A 19482-nucleotide genomic window follows, 5' to 3' on the forward strand; every position below is an offset into this window, starting at 1 on the left:
CCTACCTGTCACGGCACCGTTTCCCTGAGTGAGGGTAACGGCTGCACGTTTCCCTGGCAGCCCCCGTGTGGGCGGGTGGGGTCAGCGGGGCAGGCCGGCGGTGCGCCAACCGCCAGAGCCGCCCGGTCGACCGCTGCGCACCCAGGCGGACGCGGTCGTCGCCGGCTCGGGGTCGGCGGCTGGGCGGGACCGGACGACGATCGCCCCCATCAGGGCGGCCAGTTCCTCGGCGGTGGGCACGCCGCGCACGACCCGGAACAGCGGCTCTTCGGCAGACATGGCGTCAGGGTACGCGGCGCGAAGTTGCGGGAAGCGCACAGTGGCGTGCCGGCGGTGTGAGCGTCGGCCGGTCCGGGTACCGTCTCACCGATGTCGAGTGCGCTTCCCCAACTTGTCGCTGACCGATACCGGCTACTGTCGCCGCTCGGCCAGGGCGGCATGGGCCGGGTGTGGAAGGCGCGCGACGAGGTGCTGCACCGCGACGTCGCCATCAAGGAGTTGGTGCCGCCGCCCGGTCTCACCGACGAGGAGCGCCGCGAGATGCGCGAGCGCTCGCTGCGGGAGGCGCGGGCCATCGCCCGGCTCAACCACGCCAATGTGGTCCGCATCTTCGACGTGCTGCGCACGGACGGCGATCCGTGGATCGTCATGGAGTACGTGGCATCGAAGTCGTTGCAGGACACTCTCGCCGAGGACGGCCCGGTTTCGGTGGCCCGCACGGTGGAGATCGGCCTGGGCGTGCTGGGTGCGCTCAGCGCCGCGCACAAGGCGGGCGTCATGCACCGCGACGTGAAGCCCGGCAACGTGTTGCTCGGCGACGACGGCCGGGTGGTGCTGACCGATTTCGGTCTGGCGACGATCCCTGGCGACCCCAACGTGACCCGCACCGGCATGGTGCTCGGCTCGCCCGCGTACATCTCGCCGGAGCGGGCCCGGGACGGCACGGCCGGGCCGGAGGCCGACCTGTGGTCGTTGGGCGCGACGCTCTACGCGGCGGTCGAGGGCAAGTCGCCGTACGCCCGGCCGTCGGCGATCGGCACTCTGGCCGCGTTGGCCACCGAGCCGATTCCGCCGCCGAAGAACGCCGGTCCGCTCAAGGCCGTGCTCAACGGGCTGTTGCGCAAGGACCCGAACGAGCGGATCACCGCCGAGGTGGCGGAGCGGTTGCTGCGCCGCGCCGGGGGCAAGCGGTCGCGCGGCATTTCACTACTTGATGGCGTACGCCGGCCGGGGCCGAACGGTCCGCGCGAGCCGCGCCTGCCGGTGGTGCCGGCCCCGCGACCGGCCGAGAGTGTCGACCGGCCGGTGTCGCCGCCGCCGGCCGCCGCCGCGACCCCCGCTGCCGATGCCACGCCGACGGCCGTCGTTTCCTCCGGTGCGGCAGCCGACCCGACCGCACTGGTGCCTGCCGAGCCGACCGCAGCCCCGGCCGAGCCGACCGCCGCGATCGACCGCCCGTCCGAGGCCGACCCGACCGATGCCGAGCCGACCGCGAAGGTCGCGGCCACGCCCGACACGAGCGGCGACGGTACGACTGACGTCGACGGCGAGCCGACGGTTGTCGATGGTCCGCCGGTGGCGCCGGAGCAGCGCAAGCCGACCACGCCGACGTCGCTCATGCCGCCGGTGAGTCCGGCCGGTCGCGCGCCGGTGCCGCCCTCGGATGGCACGAAGCCGAACAACACCCGACGTAACCTGCTGATCGGGGCCGTCGTCGCCCTGCTGCTGATCGGCCTCGTGGTGGTCGTGCCGTTGCTGACCAAGGACGACGACAAGAGCCCGCAAGCCGGCCCGACCGGTGCTGCCGCGACCTCGGCGTCCGCGCCGAGCTCCGCTGCGGCGCCCCCGCCGCCCACCACCGGTGCCCCGAGCCCGTCCGCCTCGGCCACCCCCTCGGTCGACCCGAACGCGCTGCCGGCGGGCTGGAAGCTGCACAAGGACCCGGCCGGCTTCGCCCTGCCGATCCCCGACGGTTGGGTGCGTAGCCAGGTCAACGGCAACACTGTCGTCTTCAACCAGTCCAACGGGCCGGGAAAGCTGCTTGTGCAGTGGACCAACACCCCGAAGAAGGATGCGGTCGCGGACTGGCGGGCGCAGGAACCAACCCGCAAGACGCTCGTCAACAACTACCAGTACCTCAGCAACAAGGCCTGCGACTTCTGGAAGACCTGTGCGGACTGGGAGTGGCTGGAGACCCGGGACGGGCAGCGGATCCACGTCCGTAACCGCGGGTTCGTCACGGCCAAGAACCGGGGGTACGCCCTGCGGTGGGAGATCGCGGAGAAGGACTGGCAGGCCAACCTGCCGAATTTCGACCGGATCGCCAAGGGCTTCGTGCCCGACCGTCAGGACTGAAACTCATTCGCATGACCTTGCGTCGTCGTGGGTACTTGACCTTCGACGACGGAAGGAGGCACGACATGGGTTACCGACGGAGGGACACTCGGCCCCGGCTGGCACTGTGGATGCTCGTGGCGCTCGGCGACGCGATTCTGCTGCTGGTCAGCGCGGGGGTTTCGGTGCTCATCGCACTGCTCGGCGTCGTGATTGTTGCCGGCTTTGGCGTGGCTGCCTGGCGGTTGACCCGCCGGGGCGCGCTGGCTCGTGAGGACGCTGTGGTGCCGGCCCTGAGCCGGCGGCGGGCCTGACCCGTACCCGGTGGTGTGGCGGCAGCCGGACCGATTGTCGACCGTGAGGTGACCGTCGATCCCGCTGCCGCCAACGGCCCGATCAGGTGTTGTTGGCCAACGCGATCAGCCGACTCCGGTCGCCGTTCCAGTAGTTGCGGTCCACGTTGCCGCTGATCCCGGAGACCGCGCCGGTGCTGGTGTACTGCCAGAAGCTCCACACCGGAGCGCCGGCCGGCAGGGTGCCCGGCGTGCTCGACCAGCGGGCCAGCCAGAGCGGGTGGTTGGCCCACGGGCCGGTCCAGCTGCCGGTGCACTGGTTCCACCAGCTCGTGGTGGTGTAGATGACCGCGTACCGGCCGGTGCGGGAGCGGTAGGTGTTCAGGAAGTCCTGCACCCAGTTGCGCATCCCGGTCGTGCTGAGCCCGTAGCAGTAGCCGCCGGCGTACGGGTTGCCCTCGATGTCCAGCGCGGCGGGCAGGGTGCGGCTGTCCGCCGACCAGGCGCCGCCGTTGGAGGCCAGGTAGTTGGCCTGGGTCGAGCCGGCGGAGATGTTCGGCCGGGCGAAGTGGTACGCCCCGCGGATCACCCCGGCGTTGTACGCGTTGACGTAGTTCGTGTTGAAGCGCGGGTCCTTGTAGCTGGTGCCCTCGGTCGCCTTGATGAAGGCGAACTGAATGCCCGCGTTGCGGACGCTGGTCCAGTTGATGGTGCCCTGGTAGTTGGACACGTCGATGCCGGGTGTGGTGGCGGCGGCCGCCGGTCCGGCGGTCGCGACCAGGGCCGCCGCCGCGGTGGCGAGGACGGTGAGGCCGGCCGCGAGCGCGCGGCGCAGCGATGATCGGGTACGAGCCATGAGTGCCTCCAAGGACGTCGCTCTATCGACACCCATCATTGGAGGTAAGTACCCTAGATCACAAGGGTGACTGAAAAAAGCTTCATTGACGGCTATGAAGGTCCGTTGGCTGGGGGCAGGACGAATCAGCGCAGGGTGGCCGGGTCGAGCTGCCAGCGGAAGGGCTCGACGACGGTCAGCGTCTCGCCGGGCTTTGCCACCTGGTCCTCGACGTAGTGCTCGCCGTCCAGCCGGAACAGCCGCAGCGAGTGACCGTCCCCGTCCTGCTCGACCAGCAGGTACCAGGGGATTCGCGCGATGGCGTAGAGCTGCATTTTGACCAAGCGGTCGGCGGCTGCGTTGCCCGGCGAGACGATCTCGCAGACCAGCACCACCTCAGCGGCCTCCACCACCGTGCCCTCATCGTCGGTGTTGGCGACGACCACGTCCGGGATGACGATCCGGTCCACCCCGAGCCGTACGTTGACCGCTTCGAAGGTGAGCAGGTTCTGTGGTCGTACCGCTCGGCGCAGGCTGTAGACGAGTTCCCATGACACCAACTGGTGCCGCTTGCTTGGGGCTGGGCTCACGATCAGGCTCCCGTCGAGCAGCTCGATCCGGTCCGCGGTCTCCCCGAGGGCGAAATAGTCCTCCTCGGTCCACAACCCGATGTGTGGTTCAAGGGGTGCCGCGCTCATCGGCGTCCGCCTTCCGCTTCGGAACTCACCTGCTCAGTCTCACACGATACGAGCTGATGGCCGGGGATCGACACCGGAACGCCGCCGGTAGGCTCGCGCCCCATGATGTCGATCGACGGGTTGGGCGAGAAGTGGGACACGCTGTTCGGCGCGCAGCCGGACCCCCCAGCGCTGCTGGTGCTGATCACCGCTGCCGTCGCGCTGGTGGTGGTCTCCACCCGGCTGCCGTGGCGGATCGCCCGTAACGCCATCACCATCGCGCACGAGGGCGGGCACGCCCTGGTCGCCCTGCTCACCGGCCGAAAGCTGCGCGGCATCCGGCTGCACTCGGACACGTCGGGGCTGACGCTCTCCGCCGGTCGCCCCACCGGACCGGGCATGATCCTCACCCTGCTCGCCGGCTACGTCGCCCCGCCGCTCGTCGGGCTGGCCGGCGCCTGGCTGCTGGGCGGCAACCGGATCACGCTGCTGCTCTGGATCGCGGTGGCGCTGCTGCTGGCCATGCTCGTCATGATCCGCAACGCCTTCGGTGTGGTGTCGCTGCTGCTCACCGGCGTGCTGGTCTTCGCCGTCTCGTGGTACGCGATGCCGCAGGTCCAGGCCGCGTTCGCGTACACCGGGGTGTGGTTCCTGCTGCTCGGCGGGGTGCGGCCGGTGGTCGAGCTGCAACGGATGCGCTCGCGTGGCCGGATGCCCGCCTCCGACGCTGACCAGCTCGCCGGGCTCACCCCGTTCCCGCCGCTCTTCTGGGTGACCGTCTTTACCCTGGTCAACCTGGCCGCCCTGGTCGCAGGCGCGCTCCTCCTGGCCGGCCCAATCCTCACCAAGGCCGGCCTGACCGCCTGACCAGGGGCGGGCAGAATGGGGACATGCGATACGTGATCATCGGCGCGGGTGCGGTCGGCGGGACCATCGGCGTACGGCTGGCCCACGCCGACCGGGACGTGACCCTGGTGGCGCGGGGTGCGCACCTCGACGCGATCCGGGCGCGGGGTCTGACCCTGCGGCAGCCCGACGGCGAGGTCACCGCCCGGCTCACCGCCGTGGACGGGCCCGGTGACCAGCCGCTGCCAGCGGACACCGTGCTGATCCTCACCGTGAAGTCGCAGGACACCGCTGCCGCGCTGGGCGCCTGGGTGGACGCGCCGGTGGTCGGTGGCGGCACGGCCGGCGAGCGCCTGCCGCTGGTGACCGCACAGAACGGGGTGGCCAACGAGCGGGCCGCGCTGCGGCTCTTCGCCGATGTGCACCCGGTCTGCGTCTGGCTGCCGGCCACCCACCTGGACCCGGGCGTGGTGGTGGCCAACGGGTACCCGCACCCCGGGATGCTCCACATCGGGCGGTACCCCGGAGGCGCCGACGACACCGACCGGGCGATCGCCGCCGATCTGAGCGCCGCCGGGTTCGTCGCCCCGGTACGTGCGGACGTACTGCGCTGGAAGTACGGCAAGCTGCTCAGCAACCTCGGTAACGGCCTCCAGGCGTTGCTCGGCCGGGACATCCCGGACGTGCTGGTCGAGCGGGTACGCGCCGAGGGCGTCGCCGCGCTAGCCGCCGCCGGCATCGCGCACACCTCGCCGGAGGAGGAGAAGGCCGAACGCGGCGACCTGGTCGGGCAACGCCCGGTCGACGGCGAGGCACGCTCCGGCGGCTCGACCTGGCAGAGCCTGGCCCGGGGCACCGGTTCGACCGAGGTCGACCACCTCAACGGAGAGATCGCGCTGCTCGGCCGGCTGCACGGCGTACCGACGCCGGCCAACGTGGCCGTGCAGCGGGCCGTACGCCGGGCGGTCCGGGAGCGGATCGGGGCCGGCGCGTTCCCGCTCACCGAGCTGGAAAAGTCGATCGCCTGACCGGGCAACCAACGGCCCTTGCCGGTGCGTGTTCCCAGCGACCGACACGGGGAGGTAGCGGGTGCCGGACGTCGACGGGTTCGACGAGTTCTACCGGGGGAGTCGGCAACGACTCCTCGGGTTCGTCTACGCCCTCACCGGCGATCGGGGCGAGGCGCAGGACGCCGTGCAGGAGGCGTACATCCGGGCGTGGCAGCGCTGGTCGACGGTCAGCGGGTACGACGACCCGGAGGCGTGGCTGCGGGTGGTGGCCAGCCGGATCGCGGTCAGCCGGTGGCGCAGTCTGCGGAGCCGGGCCCGCGCGTACCTGCGGCACGGCGCGACCGAGACGGTTCCCGGGCCGGGCACCGACACCGTCGAGGTGGTCGCCGCGCTGCGTCTACTGCCCGAGGAGCAACGCGTCGCGATCGCCCTGTACTACCTGATGGGCATGCCGGTCGCCGACGTGGCGCGGGAGACCGCAGCCCCGGTGGGCACGGTCAAGGCTCGACTCTCCCGGGGGCGTGCCGCGCTCGCCGGTCTGCTCGCCGTCTCTGACCTGGAGGAGGCAACCGATGCGTGACGACCCGACGTTCGTCGAACAGATCCAGCGGGACCTGCAGGACGTGCGCTGGCTCGGCCCGGAGGAGATCCGCTCCCGGGGCCGTCGCCGCAGCCAGCGCAAGATCGTCGTGGCGACCGTCGTGCTGGCCCTCGCCGGGTTCTCCGCCGTGGCGGTCGCCGCCCCGAGAACGTCCCCGCCACCGGTCCTGCCGGCCGCCGCGCCCTCCGCCTCGCCGACCCGGCACGAGATCACCACCGACGCCCTGTTGCAGCCGGCCGACCTGCCGCAGCCGGTTTACGTCCAGCTCAACCAGGCAGGGCTGGGCGAGCCGGTCCGGCTGGAGGACATGCTCGGCCACTGCCGGACGAGTCAGGGGCGATCGGACGGCTGGCAGATGTCCATCCTGTCCCGTTCACAGACCCTCATGCGGAAGCCCACTCAGGGCGTCCTCGTGCCAGGCGACGCCCTGGTCATGCAGGATCTCTTCAGGCTGGTACCCGAGACGGCTCGACAGCTCTTCACTAGTCTGGACGACCTGGTCGCGCCCTGCGCCGAGTGGCGAAGCGTCGAGCAGTGGGAGACGGTAGACAGCACCCACACCATCGAGGTGATCCACCGGTGGGCGGTGGTGCAGCGGGGCTTCGCGGGGGATGACGCCGCCATCCTGCGGGACTCGCTCACGGCCCCTCGGGACGTGCAGACCGGGCAGACGCTCGGCAATGCACCGCCGCCGACCCTCCTGGCCGTCGTCCGGGTCGGCGACACTGTCTCGCTGCTCCGCATCGCAGATGACGGCACCGAGGCGAAACTCCGGCAGCTCGCCGTGGCGGCGGCAGCCCGGATGTGCGCCGCCGCCAACCCGGCCTGCTGATCCCCGGGCTCGGGGTCAGCAGGCAGCGGCGAGATCAGAGGGGGATGTTGCCGTGCTTCTTGGGGGGCAGGGTTTCGCGCTTGCTGCGGAGGACTCGCAGCGCCCGGACGATCTGCGTGCGCGTCTCGTGCGGCGCGATCACCGAGTCGATGTAACCGCGCTCGGCTGCCACGTACGGGTTGGCCAGGGTGTCCTCGTACTCGGCGATCTTCTCGGCCCGGACCGCCGCCGGGTCCTCGGCGCCAGCCAGCTCGGAGCGGTAGAGGATGTTCACCGCACCCTGTGCGCCCATCACGGCGATCTGGGCCGTCGGCCACGCGAAGTTCAGGTCCGCGCCGAGGTGCTTGGAACCCATCACGTCGTACGCTCCGCCGTACGCCTTGCGGGTGATCACGGTGACCTTGGGGACGGTCGCTTCGGCGTACGCGTAGATGAGCTTGGCGCCCCGGCGGATGATGCCGTCCCACTCCTGGCCGGTGCCGGGCAGGAAGCCGGGCACGTCCACGAAGGTCAGCACCGGGATGTTGAACGCGTCGCAGGTACGGACGAACCGTGCGGCCTTCTCGGAGGCGGCGATGTCCAGGGTGCCGGCGAAGTGCATCGGCTGGTTGGCGACCACGCCCACCGGCCGCCCCTCGATCCGGCCGTAGCCGACCACGATGTTCTGCGCGTAGAGCGGCTGGACCTCGAGGAACTCCCCGTCGTCGAGGACGTGCTCGATCACCCTGTGGATGTCGTACGGCTGGTTGGCCGAGTCCGGGATCAGGGTGTCCAGCTCCCGGTCCTCGTCGCTGATCGCCAGCTCGGCGGGAGCCTCGAAGACCACGGGCTCGTCGAGGTTGTTCGACGGCAGGTACGACAGCAGAGCCTTGACGTACTCGACCGCGTCCTCCTCGTCGCTGGCGAGGTAGTGCGCGTTGCCGCTGCGGGAGTTGTGCGTGCGCGCCCCGCCCAGCTCCTCCATGCCGACGTCCTCGCCGGTCACCGTCTTGATCACGTCCGGGCCGGTGATGAACATGTGCGAGGTCTGGTCGACCATCACGGTGAAGTCGGTGACCGCCGGCGAGTAGACCGCGCCACCGGCGCAGGGCCCCATCACCAGGGAGATCTGCGGGATGACGCCGGAGGCCCGCACATTGCGGAAGAAGATCTCACCGTAGAGGCCGAGCGAGACCACGCCCTCCTGGATACGTGCGCCGCCGGAGTCGTTGATGCCGACCACCGGGCAGCCGATCTTCATGGCCAGGTCCATCACCTTGACGATCTTCTCGCCGAAGACCTCACCGAGTGAACCACCGAAGACCGTGAAGTCCTGCGCGAAGACGCACACCTGCCGGCCGTCCACCGTGCCGTAGCCGGTGACCACACCGTCGCCGTACGGGCGGTTCTTCTCCAGGCCGAAGGCCGTGGACCGGTGCCGCGCCAGCCCGTCGAGCTCGACGAACGAGCCCTCGTCGAGCAGCATCTCGATCCGCTCGCGGGCGGTCTTCTTGCCTCGCGCGTGCTGCTTCTCGACCGCGCGGGCCGACCCGGCGTGCACCGCCTCGTCGACCCGGCGCTCCAGGTCCGCCAGCTTGCCCGCGGTGCTGTGGATGTTGGTCCCGGTCTCGGTAGTCACCCAGGGAATATAACGATGGTTCAGGTCCGTGCCGCTGTGCAGTACGCCTCAGTGCCGCCGCGGCCACCGCCGTAGGCTGGCGGAATGCCGGGCTCCCCGTACAACGATCTGGACCGCCCGCCGCTGTCGGCGGCCCGGCTGCGCCGTGCGTTGGTCGCGCCGAACGGGCCGTGGGCCCGGCTGGAGCTGCGCACCGAGACCGAATCCACCAACGCCGACGTGGCCGAGGCGGCCCGGTCCGGCGAGCCCGAGGGCTTGGTCGTGGTCGCCGAGCGGCAGACCGCGGGGCGTGGCCGGCGTGGCCGGGTCTGGGAGTCGCCGCCCCGAGCAGGCATCGCCACCAGCGTGCTGCTGAGGCCCGGCGAGGCCGTGCCGGACCGCGGTTGGCTACCGGCGACACCCACGGGGTACGGGTGGCTGCCGTTGCTGGCCGGCGTGGCGCTGGTCGAGGCGGTGGCCCGGCTGGCCGAGCTGGAGGCCACCCTGAAGTGGCCCAACGACCTGCTGATCGACGACGCGAAGTGCGCGGGTGTGCTGGCTGAGGCGGTGCCGGGGCGCGCACCAGACCAACCGCCGGCCATCGTGCTCGGCATCGGGCTCAACGTGACGCTGCGTGCCGACGAGCTGCCGGTGAATCCGACCGGGCTGCCGGCGACCTCGCTGCAACTCGCTGGCGCGGCGGCCACCGACCGGGACCCGCTGCTGCGGGCACTGCTGCGGGCGGTCTCTGACTGGTACGACCGTTGGCGTTCCGCGGGCGGCGACGCGGTGGCCAGCGGCCTGCGTGACGCCTACCTGGCGGCCTGCGCGACGGTCGGGCGCGAGGTGCGCGTCCTGCTTCCCAACGGCGAGGCCCTGACCGGCACCGCGACAGGAGTGGACCGAGACGGTCAACTACAGGTCACTACCCCAGAAACCACCCGCACCCTGGCGGCTGGCGACGTCCTCCACCTGCGCTGACCCATCCCCACCCCGCGATCTTGCAGTTGCTGCCCGGTCGAAACGGACGAAGGCCGTAGCGCGGCGACCAGAAGTGCAAGATCGCGAAGAGTGGGTGGGGCCGCGCGGCGGATGTTGTGATGCCCCTTTGGGGGTTTACCGTCGGCGCGTCAAGAAAATCGCGTTGGAGGTTCCCCGTGGCGTTTCCTGAAGACGTGCTCACCGAGGACGAGCATGTCGTGCTTCACCTGCACCCGCACTGGAAGGCGCTGATCCAGCCGATCGCGGTGCTGGTGCTGGCCATCGCCGCAGTGGTGGTCGGTGTGCTCCTGCTGCCCGAAAGTGGCGGCGGTTCGATCGCGCTGGCCGTGATTGGAGTGATCGCCCTGGTCGCGGTGCTCTGGCTCGGTCTGTGGCCGTTCCTGGTCTGGCGCACCACGCACTACCTGTTCACCAACGAGCGGGTGCTGCTGCAGCAGGGTGTCTTCTCCCGAGCCCGGCGGGACCTTCCGCTCACCCGGGTCAATGACCATTCGATGAACCAGCATTTCCTCGAACGGCTGCTCGGCGCCGGCACGCTCACCATCGAGTCGGCCGGTGAGCGGGGCCAGTCGGTGCTCGCCGACGTGCCAAACGTCGGGAAGGTGCAGACCACCCTGTACGAGCTGATCGAGGCACAGCACGACAGGCACTCGCTGGGCGACGGGGAGATGCGCGACATCCTCGCCGACATGCAGGACGGCAAGCCGCTGCGCGACACCACGACCTGATCCGGACCGATTGAGGCCCGCCCTGCCGCACGGTGTCGGGGCGGGTCAGTCGTTTGCTTCGGCCCTGGATGCGACGGTTTCGGGTCGTTCCGGCCCGGGCAGGCTGATCCCGGCCGGGTCGGTGTCGGCCGGGTCGCTCGTGGGAGGCAGGTCGGCGTTGGTCGGGTCGGCTTCGGTTGGTCGCACGGCGAACCAGCCCCGGAAGCGGGTCCGCAACACCTCCTGCTCGGGCCGGTCGTCCGAGCCGAGGCGGAGCATGGTGCCGGTGAGGCTGACGGTGCCGAGCCCTGGACGGGCGGTTGACGGTCGGGCGCCCATCACGTCGACCCGAACGGCGAGCCGGTCGCCCGCGCGTACGGGGGCGAGCCAGCGCAACTCCTCCAGGCCGGGGGACGCGTCCGCGGCTGCCCGGGACAGCAGGTGGTCGACGTACGCGCGCATGAACAGGCTGACCGTGTAGAAGCCGCTGGCGATCAGAGCGCCGTGCCGGCTCGCCCCGGCCAGGTCGGGGTCGACGTGGTACCACTGCGGGTCGAAGCGGCGGGCGAAGGCGACCATCTCGTCGCCATCTACGGTGACCACGCCGAGGTCGACGGTGAGCCCTGGAACGAGATCCTCGAAGAACAGCTCGGCGGGTTGCCCGGTGCCGGAGCGTGCGGCGGGTGTCGTCACCGGCGGGGCGCGCGGCGGGTGCCGACGTGTAGCTCCGCGGCGAGTTCCGCGTCCAGGTCGGCGGCGGGGCTGACGCTCCTCCTCCGGGTGGGCCGACCCTGCGGGGGTGCGCCGGGCGCTGAGTCGGCGCGTTCCGCGGACTCCGCCTCTTCCAGCTCGGACACGGAATCGGCCAGCTCGGCGACCGGGTCCATTTCCGCCATGGTGTCCCACTCGTCGCGCGGGATTCCGTGCCAGGTGGAGTCGGGCTTCGCCTCGTCCTCGACCGGTGCGACGGGCTGGAAGACGAAGGTCCGGTATGACCAGAAACGGAACAGTGTGGCCAGTATGACGCCGACGGTCTTGGCCAGGTTCAACCCCAGCAGGCCATGTATGCCGAGGCCGTACTTGGCCGCTGCCACGGCGCCCAGCTCAATGAGCAGGCCAGCCCCGTTGAACAGGAAAAACAGGACGTATTCGCGCCGGAGCGCCTTCGGGCGATCCCGGTACGTCCAGTGCCGATTCATCAGATACGACGTGATCGTGGCGACGATGGTCGCGATCACGGTCGCCTTCAACTGACCATTGACGAAAACGGTCAGTGCAAGGGCATTGAACACCGCGTAATTGATGACGGTGTTGACGCCGCCGACGATGCCGAACTTGAGCGCCTCGTGGATGAACTTCTGCCAACGCTCAGGCAGCAGGCGGACAAGACGCATGCGAAACACCTTAAGGCAGTCGGTACGGCCGGCGACCACCGGCCGAACGAGTGGGCGGCAGGTCACGCCTCGTGGTCACGGTCGGGCTTCACCTGCGGAAGGGTCGGAGTTCCCGCTTCGACGAAGACGAACCGCCGGTACGACCAGAATCGGAACAGCGTCCCGAGGCCCGTGCCGACGATGTAGCTGGCGAAGTTGTCGGCCAGGCGCGTCTGGAACACGGCCGGCCAGATGCTGCCGAGCCCGTAGCGGCTGATCGCGAGGCAGGCCACCGTGATGCCGAGGCCGACCGCGTTGAAGAAGAAGAACAGGGCGTACTCGCGGGCCGGGTTGCTGCGCTGACGGTGCCGCCAGGTCCAGAACCGGTTGCCCAGGAAGGCGATGGAGGCCGCAATCACGGTGGAGATCGTTTTCGCCGTCAACTCTTCGATGCCCCGACTGCTCGTCAGATAGTTGAAGAGCGCGAAGTCGATGAGGAAGGCGATACCGCCCACGGTGGCGAACTTGCTCAGCTCGCGGAGCAGGTGACCGAAGCGGTCCAGCAGTCTGCCGACGAGACCCCGTCGGGTCTGCCGGGGGCCCGGTTGTTCCCCGGTCATCGTGGCGGCCACGGGGCGAGCCTACCGGCTGTCGACCAGTCGGAGGGGTAGCTACGGCAAGCGGGCGTGGCCGCTCGGAAGCGCATCGCTGTGTGCGGAAATGTTGAACGCAGCGTAACCAATTGGGAGGAGTGACGCGGCCCGGAACGGGGATCCACGCACCGGTCGGCGGGGCAGGTCCACGGCCCGACCGCAACAAGCGTCCGCCGGGGTGCACAACAAGATTTGCGTGAAACTGCGCGGGAAAGCGGGTATCAGCTCGTGATGCCGCAGCGTGGCCGTACCTTGTGCAGTTCTTCACAACCAGTCCCACTGACTCGGAAGGCTGCCCGGTTTACGCTGAGGCCAATCCCAGGTTTCCACGAAGGCGACGCATCGCGCCGCTGAGTCTCGTGCATCCCATAGATCGGTCAGCGTCGACCACAAGGAGATGTGTCATGGTTGCTCCGGCTGTAGTGCGGGGTATCGATCAGGCCCCGACGTCCCATCCGAAACTGCTCGCCTGGGTCCGTGAGGTCGCAGAACTGACCACCCCTGACCGTGTCGTCTGGGTGGACGGGTCCGACGAGGAGTGGCGCCGCCTCACCGATGAACTGGTAGAGGCCGGCACACTGATCCGGCTGAACCCGGAAAAGAAGCCCAACTCGTTCTACGCGCGTACCGACCCGACGGATGTCGCCCGGGTCGAGGAACGCACCTTCATCTGCTCCGTCGACGAGGCGGACGCCGGCCCCACCAACAACTGGATGGCGCCGGCCGAGATGAAGCGGACGATGAACGATCTCTACCGCGGTTCCATGCGCGGTCGCACCATGTATGTCATCCCGTTCGTCATGGGCCCGGTCGAGGCAGAGTCCCCGATGTTCGGTGTCGAGATCACCGACAGCCCGTACGTGGTCGCCTCGATGCGGATCATGACGCGGATGGGCGCCCGGGTCCTCGAGGCGATGGGCGACAACGCGGACTTCGTGCACGCGCTGCACTCGATCGGCGCCCCGCTCGCCCCCGGCCAGCAGGACGTTGCCTGGCCGTGCAACGACACCAAGTACATTTCGCACTTCCCGGAGACCCGGGAGATCTGGTCGTACGGCTCCGGTTACGGCGGCAACTCGCTGCTCGGCAAGAAGTGCTACTCCCTGCGGATCGCCAGCGTGATGGGGCGCGACGAGGGCTGGCTCGCCGAGCACATGCTGATCCTCAAGATCACCTCGCCGGAGGGCAAGGTCCACCACATCGCCGGTGCCTTCCCCTCGGCGTGCGGCAAGACCAACCTGGCCATGGTGGAGCCCACCATTCCGGGTTGGAAGGTCGAGACCATCGGCGACGACATCGCCTGGATGCGGTTCGGCCCGGACGGCCGGCTCTACGCGGTCAACCCGGAGTACGGCCTGTTCGGCGTCGCGCCCGGCACCGACTGGAAGACCAACGCCAACGCCATGCGCACGCTGGACCGGGGCAACTCGATCTTCACCAACGTGAGCCTCACCGACGACGGCGACATCTGGTGGGAGGGCATGGGTGAGCCGCCGGCGCACCTGATCGACTGGAAGGGCAACGACTGGACGCCGGAGAGCGAGGGCCTCTCCTCGCACGCCAACAGCCGGTTCTGCACCCCGATCACCCAGTGCCCGATCCTCGCCGACGAGTACTTCGACCCCAACGGCGTGCCGATCGACGCGATCCTCTTCGGTGGTCGCCGCAAGGACACCATCCCGTTGGTGACCGAGGCCCGCGACTGGGTGCACGGCGTCTACCTGGGTGCGACGCTCTCGTCGGAGACGACGGCCGCCGCGTCCGGCGCGGTCGGCGTGGTCCGCCGCGACCCGATGGCGATGCTCCCGTTCATCGGCTACCACGCGGGCGACTACTTCCGGCACTGGATCGAGATGGGCAAGGGCGCCGACGGCGACGAGGCGAAACTGCCGAAGATCTACTACGTCAACTGGTTCCGCAAGGACCCGGACGGCTCGTTCCTCTGGCCGGGCTTCGGGGAGAACTCCCGGGTGCTCAAGTGGGTCGTCGAGCGGATCGAGGGCAAGGCCGACGCGGTGGAGACCCCGGTGGGCATGGTTCCGGCACCCGACGCGCTGGACGTCGAGGGCCTGGACATGACTCCGGAGGACGTCCGGATTGCGCTCAAGGTCGACCCGGACGAGTGGCGCAACGAGCTGCCGATGATCACCGAGTGGTTCGAGAAGTTCGGTGACAAGCTGCCCGGCGTGCTGTGGGCCGAGTTGGACGCGCTGCGCGCCCGGCTGGACGCCGCGCAACCGCAGCGGTAGGTGTGAACGAGGCCCTTCGCGGGCATCATCGGATCCCATGAGGACGGCCGCCGAGACCGAGGTCCGGCGGCCGTCCGCCGTCCGGGTGCTCACCTTCCTGCTCGCGACGACCGCCGCGGCCACCGTCGTGGTCGAGCTGCTCAACTGGTGGTACGCCCCGGAGCAGGGCTTCGGGCTGGCCGTACGGACCGGTTGGGCGATGCTGCGTTCGTTCGGCTTCCTGCTGTTGATCGGGCACGTGCGGCGGGGCCGTGTGGTGGCGCGCCCGTTCGGGCTGATCCTCGCGGTCACCACGATCTTCGCCGTCGGCCGGATCATCGTGCCCCGGCAGGGGGTGCCGCCGCTGCCCGGCCTGCTCGGTTTCGCCGTGCTCACCGCGCTCTGTGCGGCGGTGGTCTGGCTGCTCTACCGCTCGTCGGCGTTGGCCGGGCACCTGGTCCGCCACCGACCCCGGCTTGTCATCGACCGGGACGGCATCTCCTGGCGGGAGACCCCGCCGCGCCGACCGCAGGCCAGCGCCTGGCTGTTGACCAGCCGGGTGGCCGCGTTCACCTACAGCCCACTGATGCTGGTGCCGGCGCTGGTGGCCGGGGGCTCCATTCTGGATGGTCGACTGACCGCGGTACCGGCCGTGCTGTTCTGGTTCGGCGCGGGCATCACGGCCAGCTACGCGGTGCTGTTCTGTACCGCGTTCCTGATGCGGGGCAAGGACTGGGCGCGTGGCCTGCTGGTCGTCGTCACGGTGGCCGTACTCGCCGTGGATCTGCCCCTGTGCTGGTGGCTGCTGGGCCTGGACGGCCTGGTCCGCGACGGCGGCCCGTTACTCGCCGCAGCAGCGCTCGCCCTGTACGGCCTACACCGCGCCCCGCCCCAACAGCCGTCGATCTTGCAGTTCCAGTCGGGATAAAGGGTGCAAAGGGCGTGAAGCGGCGGCACAAAATGCAAGATCGCGCGAGGTCAGCGGTGGCAGTCGCGCCGCGCGCCGCGCAGGCCGGTCGGTAATGGGCGGGCTGGGGGAGGATGGCGGTGGCGGCGATCACACCTGTTGGCATGCGGTGCGCGGGGGATCGCCGGGGCAGTGCGGGAACGGTCGGCCGTGCCGCATCGGTCGGAGGGAGGCGCGCGGTGAGCGACGAGTTCGACGTGGTGGTGGTGGGAGCGGGGCCGGCCGGGGCAGCCGCCGCGCTGACCGCGCGCAGGGCGGGCGCCAGTGTTCTGCTGCTGGACCGGGCCGACTTTCCTCGGGACAAGGCGTGCGGCGACGGGATCGCCGCGCACTCGGTGGACATGCTCGCCGAGCTGGGGGTGACCGAGGCGGTGGCGGGCTATGCGCCGCTCCCCGCGTTGCGCATGATCTCGCCGGGCGGCGGCGCCGTGGCCCGGGCGCTGCCCCGGCCCGCGTACACCGTGCCCCGGGAGGTCTTCGACGCGCGACTGGTGGCAGCCGCCGTGGCGGCCGGCGCGCAGCTGCGCCGGCACACCGTGCGCCAGGTCGAGCCGCGCGCCGACCGGGTGGTGCTCGACGGGGAGTTGTCCGGCCGGGTGGTGGTGGGCGCGGACGGCGCCGGGTCGGTGGTGCGTCGGACGCTCGGCCACCCGCAGAATCCCGACCGGCACCTGGCGCTGGCCATCCGTGGGTACGCCCCGGCTCTGCCCGGCCCGTCCGAGCAGCTCATCGTCACCTCGAAGGCGCGCTGGCCGGCGTACGCCTGGTCGTTTCCGATCGGTGACGGGCGGGCGAACGTCGGGTACGGGGAGGTGCTGCGCGGGGAGCCGCTGAGCAGGGCCTACCTGCTGGACCGGCTGGCCGCGCTGCTGCCCGGCACCGACCTGGCGACGGTGAGCGCACTGCGCGCCCATCATCTGCCGCTGTCCACCCACCGGCCGGCACCAGGGCGGGGGCGCACGCTGCTGGCCGGGGACGCGCTGTCACTGATCAATCCGTTCACCGGGGAGGGGATCTTCTACGCGCTGCTCTCCGGTGCGCTCGCCGGTGCGGCGGCGGCCCAGACACCCGAGAGGGCCGCCCGCCGCTACACCCAGGGGTTGCGTCGTCGTCTCGGCACTCACCTGCGACACAGCTCGACCGCGGCCTGGTTGGCGCGGCGGCGCCGGGTGGTGGACGCGGCGGTCCGGGCGGCTCATCGGGACGGCCGGGTCTTCTCCGACGTGGTCGAGCTGGGACTGGGTGACGGACGTCTCACCGCTCGCACCTTGGCAATGATCGGCATCGGTCTGCGCGGTCGGGATGGGGCTCCGAGGCAATGATCTGGCCGAAGGGTCGCTACGCTGCTAGGTGATGACGCTGCGGGAGCTTATCTACTCCGTGTACGAGCGCCGGCTCACGGCGAAGCTCGCGGGTAAGCCGGTGCCCCGGCACGTTGGGGTGATGTGTGACGGCAACCGCCGATGGGCGAGGGAAATGGGCTTCCTCGACCCGAACGACGGGCACCGGGTCGGCGCGGCAAAGATCAAGCACGTCCTCGGCTGGTGTGACCAGGCCGGCGTCGGGCACGTCACCCTCTACCTGCTGGCCACCGACAACCTGCGCCGTCCGGCCAGTGAGCTGGACCCCCTCCTCAAGATCATTGAGGACCTGGCGGTGGAGCTGGCGGAGGAGGGCAACCCCTGGCGGCTGCGTATCGTCGGGGCGCTCGATCTGCTCCCGGCGCAGACCGCGGCGGCGCTCAAGGGCGCCGAGGAGCGCACCCACGAGCGCACCGGCGGCGCGGAGGTCAACATCGCGGTGGGCTACGGCGGTCGCCGGGAGATCACCGACGCGGTCCGCTCGCTGCTGCTGGAGCACGCCGCCTCCGGCGGCACGATCGAGGAGCTGGCCGAGGTGCTGGACGTCGAGCACATCGCCGAGCACCTCTACACCCGGGGGCAGCCCGACCCCGACCTGGTCATCCGCACCAGCGGCGAGCAGCGGCTGTCCGGCTTCATGCTCTGGCAGTCCGCGCACTCGGAGTTCTACTTCTGCGAGCTCAACTGGCCGGATTTCCGGCACATCGACTTCCTGCGCGCACTGCGCTCGTACGCCACCAGGCAACGCCGCTACGGTGCCTGAACCGGGCGGCGACGCGTCTGTCGCCGCCGGGCCCGGCCCGGTCAGGGCAGGTGGGTCAGTGCCCGGGTGAGGAAGTCGCCCAGGGCGGCCGGAGACTCGATCGTCAGGTCGGCGGCGTTGGCCACCTCGTGGCCGGTCTCCGGGTTGGCCACTGCCACGCACACGCCGAGGAAATCCGGGTCGGCGGCGGCGCGGGCGCGCAGGGCGGCGAAGGCCTTGATGTCCGAGACGTCGTCGCCGAAGTACCAGGCGCCGGTGGCGCCCTTGATCGCCTCGCCGATCACCATGCCCTTGTCCCGATCGACCGGCGGCTTGAGCTCCAGCACCATCCGCCCGGCCTGCACCCGCAACCCCAGCCGGTCGGCCTGCGCGTGCCCCCACTGCTGCACGGTCGAGCCGAGCTGCGGAGCGGTCCGCCAGTGCAGCGCGACGGAGAGCCGCTTGTACTCGACCAGCGTGCCGGGCGGCAGCTCCGCCCGAGCCAGGTCGGCCAGCTCCGCCATGGTCGGCACCCAGGGCAGCGCTGCCGGCTCGGTGACGGTTTCCCCGCCGGAGTGACTGTGCTCCAGCCCGTAGAGGCCGTAGAGGTCGACGCCGGCGAGCCCGTCGAGCTGTTCCCGAAGGAACTCGACGGGTCGGGCGGAGACGATCGCGACCCGCTGCACGACCGAAGCCAGCGCCTCGATCGCGGCCAGCGCCTTGGGTGCCGGGCGTACCGCGCTCGGATCGTCGTCGACGGGCGCGAGCGTGCCGTCGAAGTCGAAGAAGAGCACGGTCCCGGCCGCCCGCCTGGCGGTGGTCCGCCAGGCCTGGTCGGCGTTCAACGGGGTTCTCGGCTGCTGGTTGCCCAGATTCAACGGCGGCACGCGCGTCAGCGTACCCCGGCGATGGAGGCTCATTCCCGGCCGAGCGGGCCCGTTCGGCGGTACGCGATCAGCGTTCGGCGGCTCCTCGTCCGCGCCGGCCGAACGGCACCACTGCCGCCTCCTGGCCATGGCTCAACAGATAGCCCTCCACGAACCCGGTGTTGCGATCGCCGGTGTGGCTCTCGATCTCGTTGAGCCGCGCAACCAGGAACTCGGTCAGCGCGCTGAGCCGGTTGTTCAGACGCTCGTGCAGCTCGGCGACGACGGCCAGAACGACCGCGGTGCCGGCGGCGATGAGCACAAAGAGGTTGACGAGCAGCGGGAGCTGCCCGCCTTCGACCGCGAGGGTCACTGCGTTGCCGGTCGCCCACAGTGTTATCGACACCGTTGCGACCACGACTGCCAACCACTTCAGGGTCATGGACAGACCCCTCCTTCTGTCCCGCAGGGCTGGGTTCGGCCTTGTCCCGTCCCCCCGCCGATGACGAGCCCAAGCAGTACGAATAGGGACGCTAGCGTGCCCGTTCCAGCCGTGGA

At 70.4% G+C, this 19482-nt stretch carries 21 protein-coding genes and 1 pseudogene; 12 read left to right on the forward strand and 10 right to left on the reverse strand.

Annotated elements, in window-relative coordinates:
- Positions 1-81: 81 nt before the first annotated feature.
- Entirely contained in the window at positions 82-279 is a 198-nt protein-coding gene (locus OG811_RS14930) for an acyl-CoA carboxylase subunit epsilon (RefSeq protein ID WP_406074974.1), read from the reverse strand.
- Positions 280-369: 90 nt separating this feature from the next.
- On the opposite strand from OG811_RS14930, the gene OG811_RS14935 reads away from it, so the two are divergent.
- Positions 370-2355: a protein kinase domain-containing protein gene (locus OG811_RS14935; RefSeq protein WP_406074975.1), complete on the forward strand. Its 1986-nt coding sequence runs from the start codon at positions 370-372 to the stop codon at positions 2353-2355.
- A gap of 65 nt (positions 2356-2420) precedes the next feature.
- Positions 2421-2648 carry a hypothetical protein gene (locus OG811_RS14940; protein WP_356977930.1) on the forward strand — a complete coding sequence of 76 codons (228 nt, stop codon included), beginning with the start codon at positions 2421-2423 and terminating at the stop codon, positions 2646-2648.
- A gap of 82 nt (positions 2649-2730) precedes the next feature.
- Here OG811_RS14940 and OG811_RS14945 read toward each other — a convergent pair whose 3' ends face one another.
- The gene (locus OG811_RS14945; protein ID WP_406074977.1) at positions 2731-3483 is read right to left on the reverse strand and encodes a GH25 family lysozyme; all 753 of its coding nucleotides are present in this window, start codon (positions 3481-3483) and stop codon (positions 2731-2733) included.
- Positions 3484-3608: 125 nt separating this feature from the next.
- Positions 3609-4160: a Uma2 family endonuclease gene (locus OG811_RS14950; RefSeq protein ID WP_406074979.1), complete on the reverse strand. Its 552-nt coding sequence runs from the start codon at positions 4158-4160 to the stop codon at positions 3609-3611.
- Positions 4161-4262: 102 nt separating this feature from the next.
- On the opposite strand from OG811_RS14950, the gene OG811_RS14955 reads away from it, so the two are divergent.
- From OG811_RS14955 to OG811_RS14970, 4 genes are all read left to right on the forward strand, one after another.
- Complete coding sequence (locus tag OG811_RS14955; protein WP_406074981.1) at positions 4263-5006, forward strand: M50 family metallopeptidase; 744 nt, start codon at positions 4263-4265, stop codon at positions 5004-5006.
- Between the two features lie 23 nt (positions 5007-5029).
- A complete protein-coding gene (locus OG811_RS14960; RefSeq protein ID WP_406074983.1) occupies positions 5030-6013 on the forward strand; it encodes a ketopantoate reductase family protein in 984 nt (327 codons plus the stop codon).
- A gap of 61 nt (positions 6014-6074) precedes the next feature.
- The gene (locus OG811_RS14965; protein WP_406074985.1) at positions 6075-6575 is read left to right on the forward strand and encodes a SigE family RNA polymerase sigma factor; all 501 of its coding nucleotides are present in this window, start codon (positions 6075-6077) and stop codon (positions 6573-6575) included.
- A complete protein-coding gene (locus OG811_RS14970) occupies positions 6568-7428 on the forward strand; it encodes a hypothetical protein (RefSeq protein WP_406074987.1) in 861 nt (286 codons plus the stop codon). The genes OG811_RS14965 and OG811_RS14970 overlap by 8 nt, the downstream gene beginning before the upstream one ends.
- Positions 7429-7462: 34 nt before the next feature.
- Here the strand turns inward: OG811_RS14970 and OG811_RS14975 are convergent, their stop codons facing one another.
- Positions 7463-9046 carry an acyl-CoA carboxylase subunit beta gene (locus tag OG811_RS14975; protein WP_406074989.1) on the reverse strand — a complete coding sequence of 528 codons (1584 nt, stop codon included), beginning with the start codon at positions 9044-9046 and terminating at the stop codon, positions 7463-7465.
- 84 nt (positions 9047-9130) lie between these two features.
- On the opposite strand from OG811_RS14975, the gene OG811_RS14980 reads away from it, so the two are divergent.
- On the forward strand, positions 9131-10006 hold the full coding sequence (locus OG811_RS14980) for a biotin--[acetyl-CoA-carboxylase] ligase (protein ID WP_406074991.1): 876 nt from the start codon (positions 9131-9133) through the stop codon (positions 10004-10006).
- 176 nt (positions 10007-10182) lie between these two features.
- Positions 10183-10755, forward strand: a complete 573-nt coding sequence (locus OG811_RS14985) for a PH domain-containing protein (protein WP_406074992.1) — start codon at positions 10183-10185, stop codon at positions 10753-10755.
- A gap of 45 nt (positions 10756-10800) precedes the next feature.
- Here the strand turns inward: OG811_RS14985 and OG811_RS14990 are convergent, their stop codons facing one another.
- The 4 genes and pseudogenes from OG811_RS14990 to OG811_RS15005 form a co-directional block, all read right to left on the reverse strand.
- The gene (locus OG811_RS14990; protein ID WP_406074994.1) at positions 10801-11427 is read right to left on the reverse strand and encodes a MaoC/PaaZ C-terminal domain-containing protein; all 627 of its coding nucleotides are present in this window, start codon (positions 11425-11427) and stop codon (positions 10801-10803) included.
- Entirely contained in the window at positions 11424-12128 is a 705-nt protein-coding gene (locus tag OG811_RS14995; protein ID WP_406075741.1) for a GtrA family protein, read from the reverse strand. Before OG811_RS14995 ends, OG811_RS14990 begins: the two co-directional genes overlap by 4 nt.
- 62 nt (positions 12129-12190) lie before the next feature.
- Positions 12191-12727 (reverse strand): GtrA family protein, encoded by a 537-nt coding sequence (locus OG811_RS15000; protein ID WP_406075743.1) that lies wholly within the window; start codon positions 12725-12727, stop codon positions 12191-12193.
- Between the two features lie 211 nt (positions 12728-12938).
- Positions 12939-13028: pseudogene (locus OG811_RS15005) on the reverse strand (GtrA family protein); the annotation flags it as partial.
- A gap of 136 nt (positions 13029-13164) precedes the next feature.
- Between OG811_RS15005 and OG811_RS15010 the strand changes: the two are divergent.
- From OG811_RS15010 to OG811_RS15025, 4 genes are all read left to right on the forward strand, one after another.
- Positions 13165-15009 carry a phosphoenolpyruvate carboxykinase (GTP) gene (locus OG811_RS15010; RefSeq protein ID WP_406074996.1) on the forward strand — a complete coding sequence of 615 codons (1845 nt, stop codon included), beginning with the start codon at positions 13165-13167 and terminating at the stop codon, positions 15007-15009.
- Positions 15010-15046: 37 nt separating this feature from the next.
- On the forward strand, positions 15047-15916 hold the full coding sequence (locus OG811_RS15015; protein WP_406074997.1) for a hypothetical protein: 870 nt from the start codon (positions 15047-15049) through the stop codon (positions 15914-15916).
- 143 nt (positions 15917-16059) lie between these two features.
- The gene (locus OG811_RS15020; RefSeq protein ID WP_406075744.1) at positions 16060-17277 is read left to right on the forward strand and encodes a geranylgeranyl reductase family protein; all 1218 of its coding nucleotides are present in this window, start codon (positions 16060-16062) and stop codon (positions 17275-17277) included.
- Between the two features lie 31 nt (positions 17278-17308).
- Positions 17309-18079 carry an isoprenyl transferase gene (locus OG811_RS15025; RefSeq protein ID WP_406074999.1) on the forward strand — a complete coding sequence of 257 codons (771 nt, stop codon included), beginning with the start codon at positions 17309-17311 and terminating at the stop codon, positions 18077-18079.
- 41 nt (positions 18080-18120) lie between these two features.
- Here the strand turns inward: OG811_RS15025 and otsB are convergent, their stop codons facing one another.
- Both otsB and OG811_RS15035 read right to left on the reverse strand, forming a co-directional pair.
- Entirely contained in the window at positions 18121-18945 is an 825-nt protein-coding gene (gene otsB, locus OG811_RS15030) for a trehalose-phosphatase (protein WP_406075000.1), read from the reverse strand.
- Between the two features lie 67 nt (positions 18946-19012).
- Complete coding sequence (locus tag OG811_RS15035) at positions 19013-19366, reverse strand: hypothetical protein (RefSeq protein ID WP_406075002.1); 354 nt, start codon at positions 19364-19366, stop codon at positions 19013-19015.
- Positions 19367-19482: the final 116 nt, after the last annotated feature.

Origin of the sequence: Micromonospora sp. NBC_01638 (genome assembly GCF_045209745.1) — a bacterium.
In the GTDB taxonomy this organism is placed as follows: Bacteria; Actinomycetota; Actinomycetes; order Mycobacteriales; family Micromonosporaceae; genus Micromonospora.

Bases quoted from the DNA above. Each gene is read 5' to 3' on its own strand.
- OG811_RS14995 (WP_406075741.1), bottom strand. From the start codon at position 12,128: ATGCGTCTTGTCCGCCTGCTGCCTGAGCGTTGGCAGAAGTTCATCCAC.
- OG811_RS15025 (WP_406074999.1), top strand. From the start codon at position 17,309: ATGACGCTGCGGGAGCTTATCTACTCCGTGTACGAGCGCCGGCTCACG.
- OG811_RS14970 (WP_406074987.1), top strand. From the start codon at position 6,568: ATGCGTGACGACCCGACGTTCGTCGAACAGATCCAGCGGGACCTGCAG.
- OG811_RS15015 (WP_406074997.1), top strand. From the start codon at position 15,047: ATGAGGACGGCCGCCGAGACCGAGGTCCGGCGGCCGTCCGCCGTCCGG.
- OG811_RS14940 (WP_356977930.1), top strand. From the start codon at position 2,421: ATGGGTTACCGACGGAGGGACACTCGGCCCCGGCTGGCACTGTGGATG.
- OG811_RS14935 (WP_406074975.1), top strand. From the start codon at position 370: ATGTCGAGTGCGCTTCCCCAACTTGTCGCTGACCGATACCGGCTACTG.
- OG811_RS14960 (WP_406074983.1), top strand. From the start codon at position 5,030: ATGCGATACGTGATCATCGGCGCGGGTGCGGTCGGCGGGACCATCGGC.
- OG811_RS14955 (WP_406074981.1), top strand. From the start codon at position 4,263: ATGATGTCGATCGACGGGTTGGGCGAGAAGTGGGACACGCTGTTCGGC.
- OG811_RS15010 (WP_406074996.1), top strand. From the start codon at position 13,165: ATGGTTGCTCCGGCTGTAGTGCGGGGTATCGATCAGGCCCCGACGTCC.
- OG811_RS14930 (WP_406074974.1), bottom strand. From the start codon at position 279: ATGTCTGCCGAAGAGCCGCTGTTCCGGGTCGTGCGCGGCGTGCCCACC.
- OG811_RS15020 (WP_406075744.1), top strand. From the start codon at position 16,060: ATGCGGTGCGCGGGGGATCGCCGGGGCAGTGCGGGAACGGTCGGCCGT.
- OG811_RS14945 (WP_406074977.1), bottom strand. From the start codon at position 3,483: ATGGCTCGTACCCGATCATCGCTGCGCCGCGCGCTCGCGGCCGGCCTC.
- OG811_RS14950 (WP_406074979.1), bottom strand. From the start codon at position 4,160: ATGAGCGCGGCACCCCTTGAACCACACATCGGGTTGTGGACCGAGGAG.
- OG811_RS15000 (WP_406075743.1), bottom strand. From the start codon at position 12,727: ATGACCGGGGAACAACCGGGCCCCCGGCAGACCCGACGGGGTCTCGTC.
- OG811_RS15035 (WP_406075002.1), bottom strand. From the start codon at position 19,366: ATGACCCTGAAGTGGTTGGCAGTCGTGGTCGCAACGGTGTCGATAACA.
- OG811_RS14980 (WP_406074991.1), top strand. From the start codon at position 9,131: ATGCCGGGCTCCCCGTACAACGATCTGGACCGCCCGCCGCTGTCGGCG.